Annotated in this window: 20 protein-coding genes; 9 read left to right on the top strand and 11 right to left on the bottom strand. The window is 65.0% G+C overall.

The window, feature by feature from the left end:
• Positions 1–25: 25 nt before the first annotated feature.
• Complete coding sequence (locus FJ946_RS04545; RefSeq protein ID WP_140497632.1) at positions 26–1,186, bottom strand: CaiB/BaiF CoA-transferase family protein; 1,161 nt, start codon at positions 1,184–1,186, stop codon at positions 26–28.
• A 2-nt stretch (positions 1,187–1,188) separates the two neighbouring features.
• Complete coding sequence (locus tag FJ946_RS04540; protein WP_140514532.1) at positions 1,189–1,740, bottom strand: MaoC family dehydratase; 552 nt, start codon at positions 1,738–1,740, stop codon at positions 1,189–1,191.
• Between the two features lie 199 nt (positions 1,741–1,939).
• Here FJ946_RS04540 and FJ946_RS04535 point away from each other — a divergent pair, with 199 nt between their 5' ends.
• Positions 1,940–3,037 (top strand): lactonase family protein, encoded by a 1,098-nt coding sequence (locus FJ946_RS04535; protein ID WP_140564370.1) that lies wholly within the window; start codon positions 1,940–1,942, stop codon positions 3,035–3,037.
• 298 nt (positions 3,038–3,335) lie between these two features.
• Here the strand turns inward: FJ946_RS04535 and FJ946_RS04530 are convergent, their stop codons facing one another.
• From FJ946_RS04530 to FJ946_RS04520, 3 genes are all read right to left on the bottom strand, one after another.
• On the bottom strand, positions 3,336–4,325 hold the full coding sequence (locus FJ946_RS04530) for a Tim44 domain-containing protein (RefSeq protein WP_140562018.1): 990 nt from the start codon (positions 4,323–4,325) through the stop codon (positions 3,336–3,338).
• Positions 4,326–4,395: 70 nt separating this feature from the next.
• Positions 4,396–4,692, bottom strand: a complete 297-nt coding sequence (locus FJ946_RS04525; protein WP_140497640.1) for a zf-TFIIB domain-containing protein — start codon at positions 4,690–4,692, stop codon at positions 4,396–4,398.
• 254 nt (positions 4,693–4,946) lie between these two features.
• Entirely contained in the window at positions 4,947–5,936 is a 990-nt protein-coding gene (locus FJ946_RS04520) for a zinc-dependent alcohol dehydrogenase family protein (protein WP_140564369.1), read from the bottom strand.
• A 103-nt stretch (positions 5,937–6,039) separates the two neighbouring features.
• Between FJ946_RS04520 and FJ946_RS04515 the strand changes: the two genes are divergently transcribed.
• Positions 6,040–6,942 carry a LysR family transcriptional regulator gene (locus FJ946_RS04515; RefSeq protein WP_140564368.1) on the top strand — a complete coding sequence of 301 codons (903 nt, stop codon included), beginning with the start codon at positions 6,040–6,042 and terminating at the stop codon, positions 6,940–6,942.
• Positions 6,943–7,082: 140 nt separating this feature from the next.
• Complete coding sequence (locus FJ946_RS04510) at positions 7,083–8,729, top strand: acetolactate synthase large subunit (RefSeq protein WP_140564367.1); 1,647 nt, start codon at positions 7,083–7,085, stop codon at positions 8,727–8,729.
• Between the two features lie 58 nt (positions 8,730–8,787).
• Here FJ946_RS04510 and FJ946_RS04505 read toward each other — a convergent pair whose 3' ends face one another.
• Positions 8,788–9,435 carry a GNAT family N-acetyltransferase gene (locus FJ946_RS04505; RefSeq protein ID WP_181167657.1) on the bottom strand — a complete coding sequence of 216 codons (648 nt, stop codon included), beginning with the start codon at positions 9,433–9,435 and terminating at the stop codon, positions 8,788–8,790.
• A 166-nt stretch (positions 9,436–9,601) separates the two neighbouring features.
• On the opposite strand from FJ946_RS04505, the gene FJ946_RS04500 reads away from it, so the two are divergent.
• Genes FJ946_RS04500 through FJ946_RS04485 form a run of 4 tightly spaced genes read left to right on the top strand, consistent with a single transcriptional unit; the run spans position 9,602 to position 13,954 of the window.
• Positions 9,602–10,903, top strand: a complete 1,302-nt coding sequence (locus tag FJ946_RS04500; protein ID WP_181167656.1) for an ArgE/DapE family deacylase — start codon at positions 9,602–9,604, stop codon at positions 10,901–10,903.
• On the top strand, positions 10,900–11,958 hold the full coding sequence (locus tag FJ946_RS04495; protein ID WP_140564366.1) for a phosphotransferase: 1,059 nt from the start codon (positions 10,900–10,902) through the stop codon (positions 11,956–11,958). The genes FJ946_RS04500 and FJ946_RS04495 overlap by 4 nt, the downstream gene beginning before the upstream one ends.
• Before the next feature lie 6 nt (positions 11,959–11,964).
• Entirely contained in the window at positions 11,965–13,269 is a 1,305-nt protein-coding gene (locus FJ946_RS04490; RefSeq protein ID WP_140564365.1) for an aspartate aminotransferase family protein, read from the top strand.
• A gap of 28 nt (positions 13,270–13,297) precedes the next feature.
• Positions 13,298–13,954 (top strand): GntR family transcriptional regulator, encoded by a 657-nt coding sequence (locus FJ946_RS04485; protein ID WP_140555566.1) that lies wholly within the window; start codon positions 13,298–13,300, stop codon positions 13,952–13,954.
• A gap of 32 nt (positions 13,955–13,986) precedes the next feature.
• Here the strand turns inward: FJ946_RS04485 and FJ946_RS04480 are convergent, their stop codons facing one another.
• From FJ946_RS04480 to FJ946_RS04460, 5 genes are read right to left on the bottom strand one after another with little or no spacing between them, the layout of a single operon-like run.
• A complete protein-coding gene (locus FJ946_RS04480) occupies positions 13,987–15,285 on the bottom strand; it encodes an FAD-dependent oxidoreductase (RefSeq protein ID WP_140564364.1) in 1,299 nt (432 codons plus the stop codon).
• A complete protein-coding gene (locus FJ946_RS04475; protein ID WP_181167662.1) occupies positions 15,282–16,259 on the bottom strand; it encodes a branched-chain amino acid ABC transporter permease in 978 nt (325 codons plus the stop codon). The genes FJ946_RS04480 and FJ946_RS04475 overlap by 4 nt, the downstream gene beginning before the upstream one ends.
• Entirely contained in the window at positions 16,256–17,164 is a 909-nt protein-coding gene (locus FJ946_RS04470; protein ID WP_140564363.1) for a branched-chain amino acid ABC transporter permease, read from the bottom strand. The genes FJ946_RS04475 and FJ946_RS04470 overlap by 4 nt, the downstream gene beginning before the upstream one ends.
• On the bottom strand, positions 17,161–17,928 hold the full coding sequence (locus FJ946_RS04465) for an ABC transporter ATP-binding protein (protein WP_140564362.1): 768 nt from the start codon (positions 17,926–17,928) through the stop codon (positions 17,161–17,163). Before FJ946_RS04465 ends, FJ946_RS04470 begins: the two co-directional genes overlap by 4 nt.
• Positions 17,925–18,725 carry an ABC transporter ATP-binding protein gene (locus FJ946_RS04460; protein WP_140520932.1) on the bottom strand — a complete coding sequence of 267 codons (801 nt, stop codon included), beginning with the start codon at positions 18,723–18,725 and terminating at the stop codon, positions 17,925–17,927. The genes FJ946_RS04465 and FJ946_RS04460 overlap by 4 nt, the downstream gene beginning before the upstream one ends.
• A gap of 144 nt (positions 18,726–18,869) precedes the next feature.
• On the opposite strand from FJ946_RS04460, the gene FJ946_RS04455 reads away from it, so the two are divergent.
• The gene (locus tag FJ946_RS04455) at positions 18,870–19,598 is read left to right on the top strand and encodes a GntR family transcriptional regulator (protein ID WP_140497664.1); all 729 of its coding nucleotides are present in this window, start codon (positions 18,870–18,872) and stop codon (positions 19,596–19,598) included.
• Between the two features lie 10 nt (positions 19,599–19,608).
• The gene (locus FJ946_RS04450) at positions 19,609–20,097 is read left to right on the top strand and encodes a DUF3830 family protein (RefSeq protein WP_140564361.1); all 489 of its coding nucleotides are present in this window, start codon (positions 19,609–19,611) and stop codon (positions 20,095–20,097) included.

The raw sequence follows: 20,097 nt of genomic DNA, 5'->3' as shown, positions 1-20,097 counted from the left end.
AGCGTGGGCTTTAGGAAGCGCGTGGTCACAGGCCGAACTCCTCGCGGATCGCGGCGCTATGCTCGCCGATGCGCGGTGCTGCCCGGTCGACCTTGGCCCTGATGCCGTCGACCCTGAGCGGCGAACTGGTGGTAAGGATCGAGACATCGTCCTCGCGCGTCACCGTCTGCAGCATGTCGAGCGACTGGAAGCCCCCGCTTGCCAGCATTTCCGGCCAGGTCAGCACCTTGGCGCACCAGATGTCGGCGGGTTCGAGAACATCAAGCCACTCGTCGACCGTCCTGGTCGCGATCCGCTGCGCGACGATCGCCTTGATGTCGTCGCGCGCGGTGAACCAGGATGCCGGCTTGTCGCGGTAGGGCGCCAGTTCCTCCAGCGACAGCAGGTCGGCGAGTTTCGGGATTGGCGTCATGGCGATGGCGAGATAGCCGTCCTTGGCGGGATAGACGCCGTAAGGTGCCGACAGATAGGCATGCGCGCTGCGGAAGCTGGAGCGGCGCGGCAAACGGCGGCCGTCATTGAGATGCGTGGTCAGTACCTCGAACTGGAAGTCGACCAGCGCTTCCAGCAGGCTGGTTTCGATATGGCTGCCCTGGCCGGTGATGCCGCGCCGCACAAGGGCGGCCAGTATGCCTTGCGCGCACGCCGCGCCCGCCAGCATGTCGCCGATGGCAAGCCCAAACGGCACCGGCCCCTGGTCCTCGTCGCCGTTCAGCCACATCACCCCGGAGCGCGCCTGCGCCAGGAGGTCCTGGCCGGGCCGCTTGACCCATGGGCCATCCTCGCCATAGCCGCTGATCGAGGCATAGACCAGGCGCGGGTTGATCTTGCGGACGGCCTCGTAGTCGAGGCCGAGCCGTTCGATGACACCTGGCCTGAAATTCTGGATCAGCACGTCGGCCTTGGCCAGCAGGCCGCGCAACGCTTTGAGATCCGCCTCGTCCTTCAGGTCGATGGCGAGGCTTTCCTTGGCCCGGTTGATGGCATGGAAGATGGTGGAATCACCGCCGATCTCGGTGTCGCTGAGATAGAGCCGGCGCGACAGGTCGCCGCCGTCCGGACGCTCGATCTTGATGACGCGGGCGCCGAGATCCAGCAGCCTGAGCGAGCAGTAGGGCCCGGACAGGAACTGGCTCATGTCGACGACGACGAGACCGGCAAGCGGCAATTCGGCTGCTGCCGGCATTTCTACTTCTCCGTCTTGCCGAGGAAATCGGCAGGGTTGCGGTACTTCACCGTCTGCAGATGCTCGCAATAGAGTACGAGTTCGCCTTCGCCCTTGAACACCTCGTAGCTGGCGCGGATCAGCCCCATGTCCTTGTAGCGCGGCGTCTTGTCGAGGTTGGAGCGGATCGAATAGATCGTGTCGCCGATGAAGACGGGCTTTATGAAGCGGAGCTTGTCGTAGCCATAGGAAAACGCATTGACGCAATTGGTGGCGACGAGCCCCAGGCCAGCCGAGAAGACGAAGGCGCCGGCCACCAGCCGCTTGCCGAAAATGCCCTCCGTCTCGGCAAACATCTGGTCCTGCACGTAAGGATGGATGTCGAGCACCAGCGTGTTGAACAGGTGGCTGTCCCCTTCGGCCAGGGTGCGGCGCAACGAGCGGATCTTCTGGCCGACCGGCCAGTCCTCGTAGAACCAGTTCTCGGCGTTCCAAACCGGCAAGGCGGCATGTTCCGCGGGCATGTTGGCCGGATGCGTCGAGGCGACGCCGACGGTCGGTGCGAAGTCGTTCATCGCTGGCTCCGCTGGCACTGCGCGAGGCACGGCACAAGTTTCGGAACACGCGTCAAGGCGCCAGATTGCACGACGTCTCCTCCCGTCAATCTTCTTTTGTAAATACTATTTTCACATATGGGGTTGCGTTGCAAGCGAGGACGGGCGAAATTTTGGCTGTTCCCGCTGCGCTCGAGCCCGGCGGAACAGGGAGGAAAACATGCGCGATGCCTGTCTGGTCTTTGTCGGCAGCCTGAACCGGGAGGCGCCCTATTTTCAGGGCGCACGCGGCGTCGGCCTCGGCGTCTACAGCTTCGACGAGGAGACGCTGGAAACACGCAAACTGGCCGAGACCAGTGACATCGACAATCCGACCTTCCTTTCGGTGACGCCGGACGGTTCGCGCCTCTACGCCAATTCGGAAGTGTTCGCCTGGCGCGAAGGAACAGTTTCGGCCTACGGCTTCGACCGCGCCTCGGGCACGCTCACTTACCTGAACAAGCAGCCGTCACTCGGCAGCATCACCGCGCATAACACCATCACCCGCGATGGCACGAAGCTGCTGGTCGCCAATTACGGCATGGGCGAGGGCGGTCCGGATCGCGCAGTCGCGGTCTATGGCTTCGACGGCGATGGCGCCTTGTCGGCTCCTCTGGCCAGCGTTTCGCACAAGGGCACTGGCCCGAACGCAATCCGGCAAGAGCGCTCGCATGCCCATAGCGTCACCGAAACCATCGCCGGCGGAACGGCCATCGTCGCCGATCTCGGCATCGACCGGCTGGTGTCCTACCGGATCGAGCACGATGGCAATCTGACCAAACTGGCCGAATCCGCTTTGCCGCCGGGCGCCGGTCCACGCCATCTCGCCTTGCATCCGAACGGCCGTTTTGCCTTCGTCATGAACGAGCTGGATTCGACCATCGTGTCGATGGCGCTGGACAAGGCAAGCGGCAAGCTCTCGACCATCGACGCCAGGGCGGCCGTGCCGGCCGAGGCGCGCCAGGCCAATCACTGCGCCGATATCCAGATCTCGCCCGACGGCCGCTTCCTCTACGGCTGCAACCGAGGCCATGACAGTGTGGTCATCATGGCCGTCGACCAGCAAAGTGGCGCGCTGAGCCTTGTCGGCCATGTCCCTTGCGGCGGCGCCACGCCGCGCAACCTGGCGCTGACGCCGTCGGGCGACCACCTGTTCTCGGCCAACCAGAATGCCGACCGCATATCGATCTTCGCGCGCGACGCCGAGAGCGGCCGGCTGACCGACACCGGCCGTGCCATCGAGATCGGCACGCCGATGTGCGTCAAGATCGTGCGGTGAACCGTGCGCGACATCGGCATCGAAGCTTCGGACTGAAACGGGCCGGAGCTCAGGCCGGGCGATCCGGGTTGACGGGTGGCTTCGCCGGAGCTGTTGACGGAGCATTGAACGAAAAAACCCGCCTGCGCGGCGGGTTCCTGGCGCAACTCAGCACCATAGATAAATATCTACCATAGCTGCCTTCACCCAGTCAAGAAAAAATTCCTATTTTGAGAGCTGCCGGCCATGGAGGCTGCTGACACAGCCGGACCGGCCGTCGTCAGGCCGCCTTTGTCAACGCGAGTTCGCACGCTGGAGCTCAGGCCTGTTGGATTGCCGAGAGCTTCCAGCTCGAGCCATTCTGACGCGTGAAGGTCCACAGCTCCGTCGTCTCCGTCGGATGATCCTTGTCGCCCTCGACGACCTTGCCGCTGGCCCGTTCGCGCATCACGTCGCGCGATTCATAACGCAGGGCCGCCGTGGCATAGTCGCGGTCATCCTCGCGCCAGCTTTCCGCGATGTCGGCCTGCAGGAGGGTGACGTCGGATACCTCGTTCCTGAGGCCCTTCTTCGCATTGTCGGCCAGCTCTTCAGAGAGATAGGACACCATTTCGGGAGTCGTCGTCTTGCGCAACGCGGCATGATCCTCACGCCCGAACGCTTCCTGGACATCGCTCAACAGCTGCTGGAATGCGTCGAGGTCGGTCTGGGCGAGCCGGATTTCATCGGAACCGGTGGCCGCCGCGGAGCCTCCGCCTGAACCGCCGCCAAAGCCGGGAATGGCGAAAGAACGCGCATTGTTGGCATCGCTCTGTCCGGCTGCGCGGTTTTCAAATCGCGAGGCATTGCCGGCGCCGGCGAGCGCAGGGGCGGGGCCACGCGCGGATTGCGACCGGAAGAACCTGATTGCCAGCATGATGGCGCCACCGATCAGCACGGCCTGCAGCAGGAAACCGAACATGCCCGCCAGCCCGCCGAAGCCCTGGCCCAGGAGCAGCCCGATCAGGCCGCCGATCAGCAGGCCGCGCATCATCGTTCCACCGAAGCCGCTCATGAAGCCGGGCCTCTGCGGGCCGGCCTGCGGCTGCCGGGCCGCGGTGTTCACGCCGGTATTGGGCGTCATCGAACGCTCGACCGGAGCGGTCGGCGCCGGGGCCGTCCTGGTTGGCGGCGCTGATTGGAACGTGCGCATGCCGCGGCTGCCGAAACTGCCGCCGCGACGGGCCTCGGCATGGTCTACCGCGACCATGGAGAATGCCAGGAACAGTCCGGCAAACAGGGCGGCAAATCGGCTTGTGCGGGAAATCATCTGGACGGACCTTTTATCGATGTGGTTTCGGAAATTCTCGACAGACGTCGGGCCGGCTACCGGCGTGCGGTCAATCGAACAGCTCTTCGAAGAACGATTTCTTCCGTTTCGGATAGCGGTGGCCCTGCGAGCGCGCATAGTCGTCATCGCGGTCCCGGCCATGCTGGGGCTGGGAGAACGCTGCCGGCTGTGGCGCGGGCGAGGCCTCCTTGGCCGATCTCTCGATGATCTTGTCGAGTTCGCCGCGGTCAAGCCAGACGCCACGGCACTGCGGGCAATAATCGATCTCGATACCCTGGCGTTCGCTCATCACGAGCGCGACGCGGCAGGAGGGGCAAACCAATCCAAGAAGGGAAGACGATGTCATATGGGGCTCCAAACCAAAAGAGATGAGCCCGCTTGACCGAAAGGATGGAAACGGGCCCGTTAAAGCGGTCCGACATCACGGTCGCGAGATGCGACAGTCAGAGGGGCCCGGCCCGCATGCGAGAATTAGGAACGCAGAGCGGCGCCTTCAAGAGCGACATTGTCCGCGAGGATCGAATTTGTTCCTCATCGCTGACGTCATTGCGCTTCGAGCGCTGGGTACCGCGCCTGCGCCTACGACCCCGACGTCCCTGCTTAGACCGTCACCACGATCTTGCCGAACTGCTCGTTCGATTCGAGATAGCGATGCGCCTCGACGATCTGCTCGAACGGGAAGGTCCTGTCGATGATCGGCTTCAGCGCGCCGGCCTCCAGCCCTTCGAGGATGAACGCCTTGGCGGCTTCCAGCTTCGCTGCGTCGCCGGTGATCTCGTGGACGAGATAGCCGCGCAGCGTCAATGTCTTGCCAAGCACGGCGGGCAAGGGAAACGGCGTCGGCTCGGGGCTCAACCCGCCATATTCAATGAGAATGCCGCCCCGGGACATCGCCGCCGCGAGCGGCTCGAAAATCGGGCCGCCGATCGCGTCCAACACGATGCGCACGCCTCGCGGCCCGGCGATCCGGCGTAGCCGCGCCTCCAGATCCTCCTCGGCCAGGACCACGACTTCAGCCGCGCCGGCGTCGAGCAGGGCCTGCTTCTTCGTCGAGGTCCGTGTCACCGCGATCGCCGTCGCGCCGACGCTGTTGGCGATCTGGATCGCGGCAAGCCCGACGCTGCTCGAGGCTGCCGTGATGACGACGAAGTCCTCGTTGCGTAGCCTGGCGATGTCTATCAGCGCGCCATAGGCGGTGAGGTACGGCATCCACATCGCGGCCGCGGTCCGCCAGTCGAGTGATATCGGATTTTTGACGACGAGCCCGGCAGGATAGGTAACAAGCTCTCCGTAAGCCGGCCAGCGGATCATCGATTGCGGCGGGATGACGCCGACGGCATCACCCGGAGCCAGACCCGTCACGGCTTCGCCGACCGCTTCGATGAGGCCTGCGGCCTCCAGGCCAAGCCCGGAGGGCAGGGTGGGCGTCTCGATATAGGTGCCCGCGCGCAGTAGCGCCTCGGCGCGATTGAGGCCGAGCGCCTTGACGCGGATCTGAACCTCGCCCGGGCCGGGTAGGGGAAGATCCACATTTTCGATCCGCAGGACCTCGGGGCCACCATGCCGATGAAAGCGAACGACGCGCGCCATTGGGTCTACTCCAAATTGTTTGAACCGAAAGGAGCTATGTCGCCAAGGCGAAGTTGGATAAATAGCAATGGGAGCAGAACAGTAGAAACCAGGAGTTTCGAATATGGATCGCCTTGAGAGCATGGCCGTGTTCGTCAGGGCGGTCGACCTCGGCTCGTTCGCGGCGGCCGCGGCCGCACTCGATCTGTCCGGACCGATGGTCGGCAAACACGTCCGGTTTCTGGAGGAGCGTCTCGGCATGCGCCTGCTCAACCGCACCACGCGCCGGCAGAACCTCACCGAGTTCGGACGCGCCTACTACGACCGCTGTCGGCTGGTGCTGGCCGAGGCCGAAGCTGCCGATCAACTTGCCGCCGGCCAAATCTCGGAGCCGCGGGGCAAGCTGCGCGTCACCATGCCGGCGCATTTCGGCCGCCACTGCGTAACACCCGTGCTGCTGAAACTGGTGCGGCAATATCCGATGCTGGAACTCGATCTGTCGCTCACCGACCGCTTCGCCGATCTTGCCGAGGACGGCTACGATCTTGCCATCCGAACCGGTGATCTGGAGGACAGGGCAGGCGTGATCGCGCGCCGCGTCGCGAGCCAGGACATGATTGTCTGTGCGGCGCCGTCCTATCTGAAAATTCAGGGCGAGCCACGGCGGATCGAAGATCTCGCCAATCATCATGCCATCGTATATCGCCGGCTCGGCCAAGCCGTTCAGCCTTGGCTGTTCCCGCGCGAAGGACAACCAGCACAGGAGATCATGCCCGGCGGCCGGCTGCGGCTCGACGATCTCGATGCCATCGCCGATGCTTCGGCCGAGGGCATGGGGCTCGCCTGGTTGCCATGGTGGCTGGTTCGCGAGCGCATTCAGGCAGGCGCGCTGGTCGAGCTCTTGCCGGACCAGCCGCGATATCTCTATGACTGCCACGCCCTTTGGCCGCAGACGCCCCATTTGCCGCTGAAAGTTCGGCTGGCCGTCGATGCGCTGGCGGCCGCCTTGCCGAAACGGATGGCGTGATCGCCAGCCTCACGGCCACTCTCGTTTGGGATCGCGCGGACATTCCGTGGAGAGGCGCCTCGGCTCTTTGAGGCATCGCTTTCCAGTGCCATATGAGGCAAAGCTGGCGGCATGCAGGCACATTGCAGGAGAGACGGTTGATGACCAAAGGTTCGGATCTGTTCGTGGCGGCCCTCGAGAACGAAGGGGTCGACCGGATATTCGGCATTCCGGGCGAGGAGAATCTCGACATCGTCGAATCCATCCGCCGCTCCTCGATCCAGCTCATCCTGACCCGTCACGAGCAGGCGGCCGCCTTCATGGCCGCCACGTATGGCCGGCTTACCGGCAAGCCAGGTGTGTGCATCACCACGCTCGGCCCAGGCGCGCTCAATCTGACGACCGGCTCGGCCTATGCGCTGCTCGGCGCCATGCCGATGATCATGATCACCGGCCAGAAGGGAATCCTGTCGTCCAGGCAGGCGCGGTTCCAGATCGTCGACATCGTCGCGGCGATGAAACCGCTGACCAAGCTGTCGCGCCAGATCGTCTCGCCCAAGATGATCCCCTCGCTGGTGCGCGAAGCCTTCCGCGTCGCGCAGGAAGAGCGGCCGGGTCCCGTGCATCTGGAACTGCCAGAAGACATTGCGGCGGCTGAGTGTGAGGATGTCCCGCTGGTGCCGACGCATCCGGTCGAACTGCCGCTGGCCGGTGCGGGCGCGCTCGACCGCGCCGCCCGCATGATCATCGAGGCCAAACGTCCGCTGCTGATGTTCGGCGCCGCGGCGTCGCGGCCGCGCGTCACGCCCGATGTCGCCCAGTTCGTGCTGCGCACCCAAATTCCCTATTTCACCACGCAGATGGGCAAGGGCACCGTGCCCGGCGGCACCGAACTCTACATGGGAACGGCGGCCCTTTCGGAACGCGACTACGTGCACGAGGCCATCGAACAGGCCGACCTGATCATCACCATCGGTCACGACACAGTCGAGAAGCCGCCCTTCATCATGGGCGTCAACGGGCCGAAGGTCATTCATGTCGGCTATCAAACCGCCGATGTCGAGCAGGTCTATTTCCCGCAGACCGAGATCGTCGGCGACCTCGGCCCTTCGCTGGCGCTGCTGGCGGATCGCATCGAGGGCAAGATCCCCAACGCGCAGGCTCTGTTGCCGTTGCGCGAAGGCATTCTGAGCCGCATCGCCGCGCGCGCCACGGAAGACCGCTTCACGCCGCAACGCATCGTGCATGACGTGCGCGCCGTGATGCCGGCCGACGGAATCCTTGCCCTCGACAACGGCATGTACAAGATCTGGTTCGCGCGCAACTACCGCACGCGCATGGCGAATACGCTGCTGCTCGACAATGCGCTGGCCACCATGGGCGCGGGGCTGCCGTCGGCGATGATGGCGGCACTGCTCTATCCGCAGCGCCGCGTCATGGCCATCTGCGGCGATGGCGGCTTCATGATGAACAGCCAGGAACTGGAGACCGCCGTCCGGCTCAAGCTCAATCTTGTCGTCCTGCTGCTCGAGGACCACGCCTATGGCATGATCCGCTGGAAGCAGGCGGTCGACGAGTTTCCGGATTTCGGCATGACCTTCGGCAATCCCGACTTCGTCAAATACGCCGAGGCCTATGGCGCCAAGGGAACCAGGGTCGGCGCGATCGCCGAATTCCGGCCGGCGCTGGAACAGGCTTTTGCCGGCGGCGGCGTGCATCTCGTCGTCGTGCCCATCGACTATTCCGAAAACATCAGGGTGCTCGTCGACGAATTGCGTGAGCGGCTGCCAGCGGTGCAGGCGACCTGACGGCGGCCGGCGCCAAGGCCGTCGATGCCGAGATGCCTGGCTGGTTGTGAAGGCGTTTTCATCTGGCGTCGGGGGACCAGTCCGTCTCGATCAAGGGAATCTGCGGCGCCGCATCACGCGGCAACGTTCCCTTGGTCCTGGGGTCGTCGGCGATTTCGAAGCCGGTCGCAAAGGGCTCAAATCCGCAGGCCCTGTAGAAACCGATGACACTGTGATGGTCGAAGCTGCTGGTATGAAGCCAAATGCGGCTGGGCCGGAGACGCCATGCCTGGTCGAGCGCGCCGGCCATCAGCCGCTTGCCGAAGCCACGGCCGGTCAGGGAAGGGAACAGGCCGAAATAGGTGATCTCGATCTCGTTGTCCTCGGCCATCGAGAACTCGACCATGCCGACATGGGCGCCGCTTTCATCATGGCCGTAATAGAGATGCTGGCGCGGATCGGCGAAATGCGCGGCGATCTCGGCATCCGACATTTCGGCGGCGCGATCCCAGAGCCAGGGAGCGCCGATCTCCAGGAAGATTGCACGGTAGGAAGCACTGTCGGGTTTCGTGATCCTTGTCATGGTCAACGGCCGCGCGAGACCCGGCACCGGCGCGCGCGCTTCCATCCATGTCACCGCATTGACGATCTTGCCGGCCGGGACCCGCCGATAGCCGACCGTTAGATTGGTGATTTCATCAGGCAATCTGCCTTCGGTGACCAACATCTGTCCTCGACCTTCCCCACCGGCGCGCAAGAAGCTGATGCCAACTCTGCGCTCGCTTGCCAAGAGGCTCCCGAGGTGGGTCAAGATTTTTGGCCCACCTGTCCCTTGCGTTTCACAGAGATGGCATATGAGATATGATACACCATCGAACGGAAAGCGGAATATCATGCCTGAGCGAATTGCCGACGAGGCCATTTTGAACGCGGTCGACGAAGGCTTCGCGCGGCAGGTGGAATTCCTCGCGAACCTCGTGCGCTTCCCCTCGCAACGCGGCGAAGAACACGCGGCCCAATCCTTCATGGCAGCCGCGTATGAAGCAGATGGCTATACGGTGGACATGTGGCGTGTCGATGTCGATGCGATTCGCGACCTGCCGGGCTTTTCGCCCGTGGCCGTCTCCTATGACGACGCCTTCAACGTCGTCGCCACCCACATGCCGCGAAACGCGACCGGCCGCTCGCTGATCCTCAACGGCCACATCGACGTCGTGCCGACGGGCCCGCTCGATCGCTGGCTGCGCGATCCCTATGATCCGGTCATCGAGGACGGCTGGATGCATGGTCGCGGCGCCGGCGACATGAAGGCTGGGCTCTCGGCCTGCCTCTACGCGCTGGCCGCACTGCGTTGCCTCGGCTATCAGCCGGCTGCGAAGGTCTTCCTGCAATCGGTGGTCGAGGAAGAGTGCACCGGCAATGGCGCGCTCGCTTGCCTGCAGCGCGGTTACCGCGCCGACGCAGCCTTCATCCCCGAACCGCTGGAGCCGAAGCTGATGCGGGCGCAGGTCGGCCCGATCTGGTTTAGGGTCGAGGTCGACGGCGATCCCCAGCATGCGTCGGGCGCTTTCTCGGCCGGCGCCAACGCCATCGAAAAGGCTTTCCTCATCATCCAGGCGTTGAAGCAGCTCGAAATCGTCTGGAACGCGCGCAAGGTCGACGACAGGCATTTCTGCGATCACCCGCATCCGATCCGTTTCAATCTGGGCAAGATCGAAGGCGGCGAATGGACATCGAGCGTCCCCGCGCGCTGCGTGTTCGAGATGCGTGTCGCCACCTATCCCGGCCAGAAGCTGGAGGATGCCAGAGCCGAGCTCGAGGCCTGCATCGCCGACGCGGCCCGCGCCGATCCGTTCATGGCCAACCGCCCGCCCAGGATCACCTACAATGGCTTCATGGCCGAGGGCTATGTGCTGGAGGGCGCCGACGAGATGGAAACCGTGCTGCGTCGTAGCCATACCGCCGTCTGGGGCGAGCCGCTGCAGGAACACGCCACCTCTGCCACCACCGATGCGCGCTTCTTCGGCCTCTACGCCGACACGCCGGCCATCGTCTACGGTCCGATCTGCCGCATGCCGCATGGCTATGACGAAGCGGTGGACCTTGATTCCGTACGCAAGGTCACCCAGACAATCGCACTGTTCATCGCCGACTGGTGTGGGCTGGAGCCTGTCGACCCCGAGGCAAGGCCATGACCGGCGCCGTGACCGATGCATTCGGCGAGACGCTGGCCGAGGACGCGCCCGATGTCTCGATCGCCGATGCGCTTGCCATCCTGCGCCAGCACTACGGCCTTGCCGGCACCGCTCAGCCCTTGCCCGGGGAGCGCGACCACAATTTTCACATCCGCACCGATGGCGAGGGCGAGTTTGTCCTGAAAATCTCGCATCCGGCGGAAGAGGCCGGCTTCACCGATTTCCAGAACAAGGCGCTGGACCACATCCTTGCGGTCGATCCCGCCTTGCCGGTTCCCTCGGTGCGCAAAAGCCTCGATGGAGATGCGCAGTTCGCCGTCAGCATCGGCGGTTCGCAGCCGCGCATCATCCGGCTGGTCACCTATCTGCCCGGCCAGTTGCTTTCGCGCTCGCCTGTATCGCCTGCGCAAGATCGTAATCTCGGCATCTTCCTCGCTTGGCTCGGCAGGGCACTGCGCGGCTTTTTCCACCCGGCCGCCGGCAGCGACCTTTTGTGGGATATCCGCAAGGTCGCCAAGACGCGGCCCATGCTGGCGCATATTGCCGATGCCGGGCGCCGCGCCATGGTCGAGCGCGTCATCGATGCCTTCGAGGAGCACGCCGCGCCCATCATCCCCAGCCTGCGCGCCCAGATCGTCCACAACGACATGAATTCCTACAATGTGGTGATGGACGCATCGCGGCCCGAGATCGTCAGCGGCATCCTCGATTTCGGCGACATGATCCATTCGCCGCTGATCTGCGATCTCGCCGTCGGCGCCGTCTACCGCTGGCCGGCCGACGGCCACCCGCTGGCGCCCGCCGCACGCTTCGTTGCTGGCTACCAGTCGGTGCAGCCGCTCGAGGCTGAAGAGATCGGCATCCTGTTCGACCTGATCCGTGCCCGCTTGGCGCTCATCGCCAACATTGCCACCTGGCAGGCGGAGCGCTTCCCGGCCAAGCGCGACTATGTGCTGCGCCTCATCACCGAGGTCTGGGCCTCGCTCGAGCGGCTGGACGGACTGTCACACAGCGATGCCCGCCGTTATTTCCTCGATCATTCCAATCCGGAGTAGACGCTCGTGTCCCAATCCTCGCCCGCAAATGCCTCCGCCGATGCCGGTGCATCAGCATCCGCGCTGCTCGAGCGCCGTGCCAGGCTGCTCGGCCCGACCTATCGCGCCTTCTACCGCAACCCGATCCATCTCGTGCGTGGCAGCGGCGTTTGGCTCTACGATGCCCACGGACGCAAGTTTCTCGATGCGTACAACAACGTCGCCTCGGTCGGCCATTGCCATCCACGTGTCGTCGAGGCGCTGTCGGGGCAGGCGGCCACGCTCAACACCCACACGCGTTATCTCAGCGAAATCATCCTCGACTACGCGGAAAGACTTCTCGGCACGCTTCCGCCCCATCTCGGCCATGCCATGTTCACCTGCACCGGCAGCGAGGCCAACGATCTCGCCATCCGCATCGCTCAGCATTCCAGCGGCAATACCGGCGTGATCATCACCGATTTCGCCTATCATGGCGCCACCATCGCCACGGCGCAGCTGTCGCCGGCAGCGGTCGGGGCAAAAGGCGTGCCCGCGCAGCACAGGACCGTGGCAGCGCCGGATACGTTTCGCAACCGGGGCCGGGCCGCGCGCGATTTCGCCAGGAATGTTGCCGCCGCCATCGAGGACATGCGCGCACAGAACGTGCGCCCGGCGGCGCTGCTGCTCGACTCGGCATTTTCCAGCGACGGAATTTTCTTCCCCGATGCATCGGTGATGCGCGAGGCGGCCGATCACGTCAGGAAGGCGGGCGGCATCGTCATTGCCGACGAAGTCCAGTCCGGCTTCGGCAGGCTTGGCCAGGGCATGTGGGGTTTCGCCAATTACGGCCTCGAGCCCGACATCGTCACCATGGGCAAGCCGATCGGCGACGGGCATCCGATGGCCGCGGTCATCGTGCGGCCGCAGCTCGTCGCCTCTTTCGGTTCCAACACCGGCTACTTCAACACATTCGGCGGCAACCCTGTCGCCGCCGCCGTCGGCATCGCGGTGCTCGACGTGATCGAAGGCGAGGGACTGGTCGAGAACGCGCGCACGGTTGGGGCCTACACGGGCGAGCTGCTGCGCGCCTTGCAGGGTCGCCACGCCATGGTCGCCGATGTCAGGCATAACGGTCTTTATTTCGGCGTCGAGTTGACTGCGGAGGGGGACGAGGCGCTGGCCTCCACCAGGACGTCGGCGGTCGTCGAAGCCATGCGCGAGGACGGCGTGCTGATCTCGTCGTGCGGTCCGCGCGGCAACGTGCTGAAGATCAGGCCGCCGCTGCCGTTCGCCAGGGACAATGCCGAGCAACTTGCCGAAACGCTCGATCGCACCCTGTCGCGCTGGTGAGGGGATAGGAAAGGGGGCGGCGATCGACATGCTGAAGCTCGAACATCAGACCCTGAACGACCGCGCCTATGGCGCGCTCAAGCAGGAGCTGATTTCGGGCGGCTTCAGCCCGGGCCAGACATTGGTCATCCGCAAGCTTGCCGAGACGTTCGGCATTTCGACGACGCCGATCCGCGAGGCGCTGCAACGGCTCGTCGCCGAGCGGCTTCTGGAATTGCAGAACAACCGCTCGATCATCGTGCCCTTGCTGTCTGCGCCGGCCTTCGAGGAACTGACCCGCATCCGCGTCGCGGTGGAGGGGCTGGCGGGCGAGATGGCCGCCTCGCGCATCACCGAAGACGGGCTGGTCGACATACAGGCCACGCTGGCGGGCATGCAGCGCGCGATCGAGGCGGGCGACGCCGGGGCCTATCTCGCGCTCAACGAGGCCTTCCACTTCGCCATCTACCGGCATGCCGGCGCGCCGATCCTCCTCAACATGATCCGTGATCTCTGGGGGCGGGTTGGGCCCTATCTCAAGCTCCTGATGCAGGCTGAGCGCTACAAACCCCAGTCGAACGAGGCGCATCGCAAGATCGTCGCGGCATTGGCGCAGCGCAACGGCGCCGACGTCAGGACCTCCATAGAACAGGACATCGCCACGGCGGCAGCGGTGCTGGCGGGGAACCTTCGCGCGGCCGAATGACGACGCGATCCCGTCGCGCCCCGGCGATCGGCCTATCCGGTCTTGTCCAGCCGGTCGCGAAGCATGCTCCACGGCAGCAGCGCGTTCGGCGCGAAGCGCAGCAGGCTGTGGAACGGCATCGGCGACGGTGGCCCGAAGGGCAGCGGCAGATCGCGGGCGTCGGTTCCACCAGCCCAATCCGCAAGCACCTTGCCCAGGGCCGTGGTCATGGCGATGCCGCGGCCGTTGCAGGCGCGACCCGCGATCAGCCCCGGTCCGAGATCGATGAGGTGGGGCAGGAAATCGGGTTCGACCGCAGCCATGCCCGACCAGCCATAGGCGAGCGGCGGCAGGTCCGGGAGCTCGAGATGCCGGGCCAGCCGCCGCCGGATCGTCTGCGGCAGGCGTCGGTCCGCACCGGGGCCGAAGACATGCATGCCGCCGCTGATCAGCCTGTTTTCGGCATCGAAGCGGTAGGTGAAGAGATTGCGTCTCGTGTCGCCGACGCCTTGCCCGCCGGGCAACAGGCGGCTGCGCACCTCGCGCGGCAGCGGCGCCGTCGCGATCTGGAAGATTTTCAGCGGGAAATAGGTTTTCCGAAGCCCCGGATTGAGCTGTCCGCCATAGGCGTTGGTGGCGATCAGCACCTTTCCTGTGCGCACCGAACCCATTTGCGTCTTCAGCGACCAGCCGTCCGCGATACGGTCGATCGCGGCGACGCGCGTGTGCTCGAACAGGCGCGCGCCGGCTTTTTCCGCCACGTCGGCCAGGCCGCGCGCATAGGCGACCGGATTGAGCACGCCTCCTGAACGATCCATCCAACCGCCGGCATAACCGCGGGCGCCGGTCAGCGCCTCGATTTCTTGCCGGTCCAACACGACGGCCGGTCGGCCGCGCTCCGCCCATTGCCCCGCGCGTGATTTGACCTTTTCGAGCGCGACAGGGGAATGTGCCGGCTGGATCCAACCGTTCTGCACCGCGTCGCACTTGATGTCGTGCCGCCTGATCAGGCCGAAGACCAGGTCGGCGCTGCCAGCGGCGAAGTCGATCAGCCTCTCGCCGCGCGCGGGGCCTAGATGGGCCTTTATCGCATCCGGATCCATTTTGGCGAAGTTCGGTACGATGAAGCCGGCATTCCTGCCGGTAGCGCCCCAGGCGATGGTTTCGGCCTCGAGAACGGCGACCGAAAGACCTCTGGCCGCGGCATGCAAGGCCGTCGAAAGGCCGGTGAAGCCGCCGCCGACGATGGCAAGGTCGACATCGAGCTCGCCTTCCAGCGCCGGGCGGAGGCGGGTCTCACGGCTGACCGCGTGCCAAAGCGAAAGCGCTTCCTGCCGGGCCATTGCGGTCACGAGCCGCTCTCGCTGGCGGCCACCTTCGCCCGCTTGCCGAGCCGTGCCCGCCGCGGCCGTTCCCCGAACAGTCCGTTGGGGCGGACCAGGAGGATGATGCACAGCATGACGCCGATTGCCACGATCTGCAGGGATGCGGCGCGGGCCTGTTGCTCCGGCGGGAACAGCGCGCTGGTGAGCGTGCCCGACCCGGCCCATATCCCCCAGACCAGGATGCTGCCGATGACGGCACCGGCATTGCTGCCCGAGCCGCCGACGATCAGCATCACCCAGACCTGGAAGGTCAGGATCGGCAGGTAATTGTCCGGCGCAATGAAGCCGGTGAAATGCGCCTGCAAGGCGCCCGCAAGCGCCATGATGGCGCCGCCGACCGCGAAGGCCTGGACACGGTAGAAGCGCGCGCTCTTGCCGAGCGAGATCGCCGCCCGCTCGTCCTCCCGCAGCGCCTTCAGCACCCGGCCCCACGGGCTGCGAGACAGGTGCTCCAGCGCCAGATAGGCGACCAGCGTGACCGCCGAGACGACGGCAAGGTTCGACAGGTTGAACAGCAGCGGCGTCTCGGCGAGGCTGCCGAAAGGGCGCGGGATGAAGCCGATGCCGAACGGACCGCCGGTCAGTTTCTGCGCATTAAGCGCGACCAGTTGCACGACCACGGCGACGCCGAAGGTGGTGATGGCAAGGTAGTCGGATCTGAGCCGCAACGTGGCGATGCCCGTCAGGGCCGCGGCGATGCCGCCGACGACCATGGCGCCGACCCAGCCGGCCAGGATCGGTAGCCCAAAACCGCCCAGACGCGCGGCATCGTCCGGCGTCGTCAGCAGCGCCGATGTATAGGCGCCGATGGCGACGAAGCCGGCGAGCCCGACATTGAAGAGCCCAGTCAGCCCCCATTGCAGATTGAGCCCCAGCGTGACCAACGAAAAGATCAGCGCCGTGGTCAGGAAGAAAGCGCCATAGCCGAGCAGGTCCATCAGCGTTCCCTCACACCAAAAAGGCCGATCGGCCGCACGAACAGCACCGCCATCAAGATGATGAAGGAGACCGCCGCGCGCCATTCGGCGCCGATCAGTTGCACGGCGCCCGCTTCGGCGAGCCCGATGATCAACCCGCCGAGCACGGCGCCCGGGATGCTGCCGATACCGCCGAGAATGGCGGCGGCGAACATCGGCAGCAGCATGTCGAAGCCCATGAACGGGCGGATCTGCACCAGGATGCCGATCATCACGCCGGCGACGCAGGCAAGCGCTGCGCCGAGGACCCAGGTGACACGCACCACCTTGGCGACATCGATGCCGACGACGCGGGCAAGTGCCGCATTCTGGCTCAGGGCCTGCATGGACCGGCCGGTCTGCGTGCGCGTCATCAACAGGTGTACGCCCAACACCAGAATCGCCGTCAGCAGCAAAAGCGCGATCTGGTCCGGCGTGATGCGGATGCCGAAGCCGACCGGCATGGCGATCTGGATGGCGCGGCTGAAATAGGTCGGGCGTGAGGTGAAGGTGAACTCGAGCAGGCTTCGCAGCGCCATCGAGGCGCCGAAACTTGCCATCACCACGATGATGGCCTGGCCCTGGGAGCGCAGCCGCGCGAACAGCACCTTGTCGAGCAGCAGCGCCAGCAGGGCGGTGAATGCCATGCCAATGACCAATGCGACGATGAGCGGCCAGCCGAAGGAAAGCGGGGCGATCGGCGCCACCTTGCCGACCGTGGCGCCGATGGCGCCGACGACGGCCAGCGTCGCATAGGTGCCCCAGGCCATGAAGTCGCCATGGGCGAAGTTCGAGAAGCGCAGGATCGAATAGGTCAGCGTCACGCCGATGGCGCCGAGGCCGATCATCGAGCCCGTCAGCAATCCGTCGACGATGAATTGCAGGTTCATGCCGCACTTCCCTTGCCTGAAGGCGCGGCCTTGCCGGCGCTGTCCGGGCGCTGGCCAAGATAGAGCTCGGCGATCACCGGATCGCTCCACAGTTCAGAGGCGATGCCCTCGTGCCGGTCCTTGCCTTCGACCAGCACATAGGCGCGGTCGCCGATGGCGAGCGCCGCCTTGGCGTTCTGTTCGACGAGAAGGATGGTGACGCCGGACTTGCGGATACCGGCCAGCATCTCGAACACCATCGAGACGAATTTCGGCGACAGGCCGGCCGACGGCTCGTCCAGCACCAGCACCTTGGGGTGGACGATCAGCGCCCGCGCCACGGCCAGCATCTGGCGTTGCCCGCCCGACAGATTGCCGGCGGCGATGCGGCGCTGGCGCGCCAGGTCGGGGAAGGTCGCGTACATCTCGTCGATGCGGGCGGGAACCCCGCGGCGCTCGATGATGCCGCAGGCAACCCTGAGATTGTCGTCGACCGACATCAGTGGAAACACGTTCTCCGTCTGTGGCACGAAGGCGAGCCCTAGCCGCACCATGGTGTGGGCCGGTGCGGTGGTGATATCCTTGCCGTCGAGGAGAACGGTGCCGCCGGTGACCGGGACGAGACCGGCAATTGCCTTGATCAGGCTCGACTTGCCGGCGCCGTTGGGGCCGAGAACGACGACGATTTCGCCCTTCCTCACCGTGATCGAGGCACCGCGCACGATCGGCACGCCGGGTTCGTAGCCGGCTTCGAGGTTGCGGACGTCAAGCACGGTGCCGGTCACGCCGCGCCCCCGAGATAAGCCTCTATCACGCGCGGATCGCGCGCCACCTCGTCGGCCGTGCCTTCGCACAGAAGCTCGCCGCCCGCCATCACCAGGACGCGATGGCAAAGCCGCGTCACCATGTCGATGTTGTGCTCGATCAGAAGAAAGGTGATGCCGCTTCTGTTGATGTCGCGGATGCGGTCGATGATGACTTCGAGCAGCGTGGCGTTGACGCCGGCCGCGGGCTCGTCGAGCAGGATGATCGCCGGGTCGGCCATCATCACACGGGCAAGTTCGAGCAGTTTGCGCTGGCCGCCCGAAAGCACCCGCGCCGGTTCGTGCGCCAGCCGGGTGAGCGAGACGAGTTCAAGCAGTTCGGCAGCCTTCTCGGCGGCTGCCTTCTCTTCGGCGGCGACCCGCCACGGGATCAGGAAATTGGCGAGCAGCCGCTCCCCTGCCTGACGTTGCGCGGCGAGCATGACGTTTTCGATCAGCGTGAGATTGGGCAAGGGCCGTGGAATCTGAAAGGTGCGCCCAAGACCGCGGCCAATGCGCAGGTGCGCTGCTTCGCCGGAGACGAGCGCCCCGTTGAGACGTATCTCGCCGCTTGTAGGCAGGATGCTGCCGGCGAGCAGGTCGAACATCGTCGTCTTGCCGGCGCCGTTGGGACCGATCAGGCCGAGGATCTCGCCCGGGCGGACCTCGAACGAAACATCGTTGACGGCGACAAGGCCGCCGAAACGCCGCACGACGTTCTTTGCTGCCAGAACCGGCGCCTGGGTCTCCGTCCCATGCCGTTTCGCCGTGTCGTTCATCAAGCCCTCTGGCCGAAGCGATCTTTGCCGCTTTCTGATTTTTGATTTGTGATCACACTTGCTTTGATCACGCTAATCAGCTTTAATTTTCTCCGCAAGCCGAAAACAGGCCAGGCCGTCGAAAAGGCCAAGATCGGGAACGCCATGCAAAGGGCTGCTGTCGAGCGCACCAACGAGGTCATCGCCGCGCAACTCGCGCCGGTCGGCCGCGAGACGGTGCAGGACCGCGTCTATTCCGAATTGCGCCGGGCGCTGATTGGCGGTCTCTTCGAGCCGAGCCAGGTTCTGACCATACGCGGCCTTGCCGATGCGCTGGTCACGTCTACCATGCCGGTGCGCGAGGCGCTTGGGCGGCTGATCACGGAAAAGGCGCTGGAAGCGCTTCCAAACCGCTCGGTGCGGGTGCCGCCGATCACGCTGGAACGCATCGACGACCTCCTGCGCGCCCGTGCCCTGATCGAAGGCGAGGCAATCGCGCTTGCCGCCGCGCGCATGGATCCGCGTCAGATCGCCACCATCGAAACCATTCTCGGTGAATGGGACGAGATGCGGGCGCTGAAGCACAAGAAGGATGTCGACCGCGAGGTGACGCTCAATCAGAGCTTTCATTTCGAAATCTATCGCGCCTGCGGTTCCGCCGTGCTGATCCCGATGATCGAGAGCCTCTGGCTGCAGTCGGGACCATGCATCCGAGTTGCAATCTATGCCTTTTCCGAGGCCGGCGAGGTCGACACCGCCCATTATCATCGCAGCATCGTCGCCGCGCTTGCGGCGCAGGATGCCCAGGCCGCACGCGAGGCGCTGGTGGCCGACATCAGCCGCCCTTTCGCTTTCCTGCGCGACAAGCTGAAGTTGACGGCAAAGGCGGAGTGAAATGCCCGATATGACCAGACGCACCATCAGGATTACCGAGCCGCGTTCCGAGCTGTCGGTGACGGCGCTGTTGCTGCCGGAAAAAGCGCCGGAGAACGCAATGTTCCTGTGGTCTTACCTGGCCGAGCCGCGCGTCGTCGCGGGCATTCATGCCATGTGGACCGGCCCGGAAATTTCCTGTCCGATCCCCGCGGCGCATCTGGACGGCAAGGCCTTCGCCCAGGCCTTGCCGGCGGAGAACGCGACGCTGACGCCGCAGCCCGGCGACATCGTGCTTTCCTATGTGCCGCCGCGCATGTGGGGCGGCAACCCGCATGCGATCTTCGACATCGGCCTGTTCTACGGGCAAGGCGCGCGCCTGCTGTTTCCGATCGGCTGGCTGGCGGGAAGCGTGGTTGCGCAGGTGCTGCCCGAGCAACGCGATCAGTTTGCTTCTGCCTGCGGCATCATTCGGCGCAACGGCGCCTGCGATGTCACCTTCACGCGGCTGGAGAGCTGA

Origin of the sequence: Mesorhizobium sp. B2-4-7 (assembly GCF_006442685.1) — a bacterium.
Lineage (GTDB): Bacteria > Pseudomonadota > Alphaproteobacteria > Rhizobiales > Rhizobiaceae > Mesorhizobium.
This window is presented reverse-complemented; position numbering and strand designations above follow the sequence as displayed.

Bases quoted from the DNA above. Each gene is read 5' to 3' on its own strand.
- FJ946_RS04545 (WP_140497632.1), bottom strand. From the start codon at position 1,186: ATGCCGGCAGCAGCCGAATTGCCGCTTGCCGGTCTCGTCGTCGTCGAC.
- FJ946_RS04540 (WP_140514532.1), bottom strand. From the start codon at position 1,740: ATGAACGACTTCGCACCGACCGTCGGCGTCGCCTCGACGCATCCGGCC.
- FJ946_RS04535 (WP_140564370.1), top strand. From the start codon at position 1,940: ATGCGCGATGCCTGTCTGGTCTTTGTCGGCAGCCTGAACCGGGAGGCG.
- FJ946_RS04530 (WP_140562018.1), bottom strand. From the start codon at position 4,325: ATGATTTCCCGCACAAGCCGATTTGCCGCCCTGTTTGCCGGACTGTTC.
- FJ946_RS04525 (WP_140497640.1), bottom strand. From the start codon at position 4,692: ATGACATCGTCTTCCCTTCTTGGATTGGTTTGCCCCTCCTGCCGCGTC.
- FJ946_RS04520 (WP_140564369.1), bottom strand. From the start codon at position 5,936: ATGGCGCGCGTCGTTCGCTTTCATCGGCATGGTGGCCCCGAGGTCCTG.
- FJ946_RS04515 (WP_140564368.1), top strand. From the start codon at position 6,040: ATGGATCGCCTTGAGAGCATGGCCGTGTTCGTCAGGGCGGTCGACCTC.
- FJ946_RS04510 (WP_140564367.1), top strand. From the start codon at position 7,083: ATGACCAAAGGTTCGGATCTGTTCGTGGCGGCCCTCGAGAACGAAGGG.
- FJ946_RS04505 (WP_181167657.1), bottom strand. From the start codon at position 9,435: ATGTTGGTCACCGAAGGCAGATTGCCTGATGAAATCACCAATCTAACG.
- FJ946_RS04500 (WP_181167656.1), top strand. From the start codon at position 9,602: ATGCCTGAGCGAATTGCCGACGAGGCCATTTTGAACGCGGTCGACGAA.
- FJ946_RS04495 (WP_140564366.1), top strand. From the start codon at position 10,900: ATGACCGGCGCCGTGACCGATGCATTCGGCGAGACGCTGGCCGAGGAC.
- FJ946_RS04485 (WP_140555566.1), top strand. From the start codon at position 13,298: ATGCTGAAGCTCGAACATCAGACCCTGAACGACCGCGCCTATGGCGCG.
- FJ946_RS04470 (WP_140564363.1), bottom strand. From the start codon at position 17,164: ATGAACCTGCAATTCATCGTCGACGGATTGCTGACGGGCTCGATGATC.
- FJ946_RS04460 (WP_140520932.1), bottom strand. From the start codon at position 18,725: ATGAACGACACGGCGAAACGGCATGGGACGGAGACCCAGGCGCCGGTT.
- FJ946_RS04455 (WP_140497664.1), top strand. From the start codon at position 18,870: ATGCAAAGGGCTGCTGTCGAGCGCACCAACGAGGTCATCGCCGCGCAA.
- FJ946_RS04450 (WP_140564361.1), top strand. From the start codon at position 19,609: ATGACCAGACGCACCATCAGGATTACCGAGCCGCGTTCCGAGCTGTCG.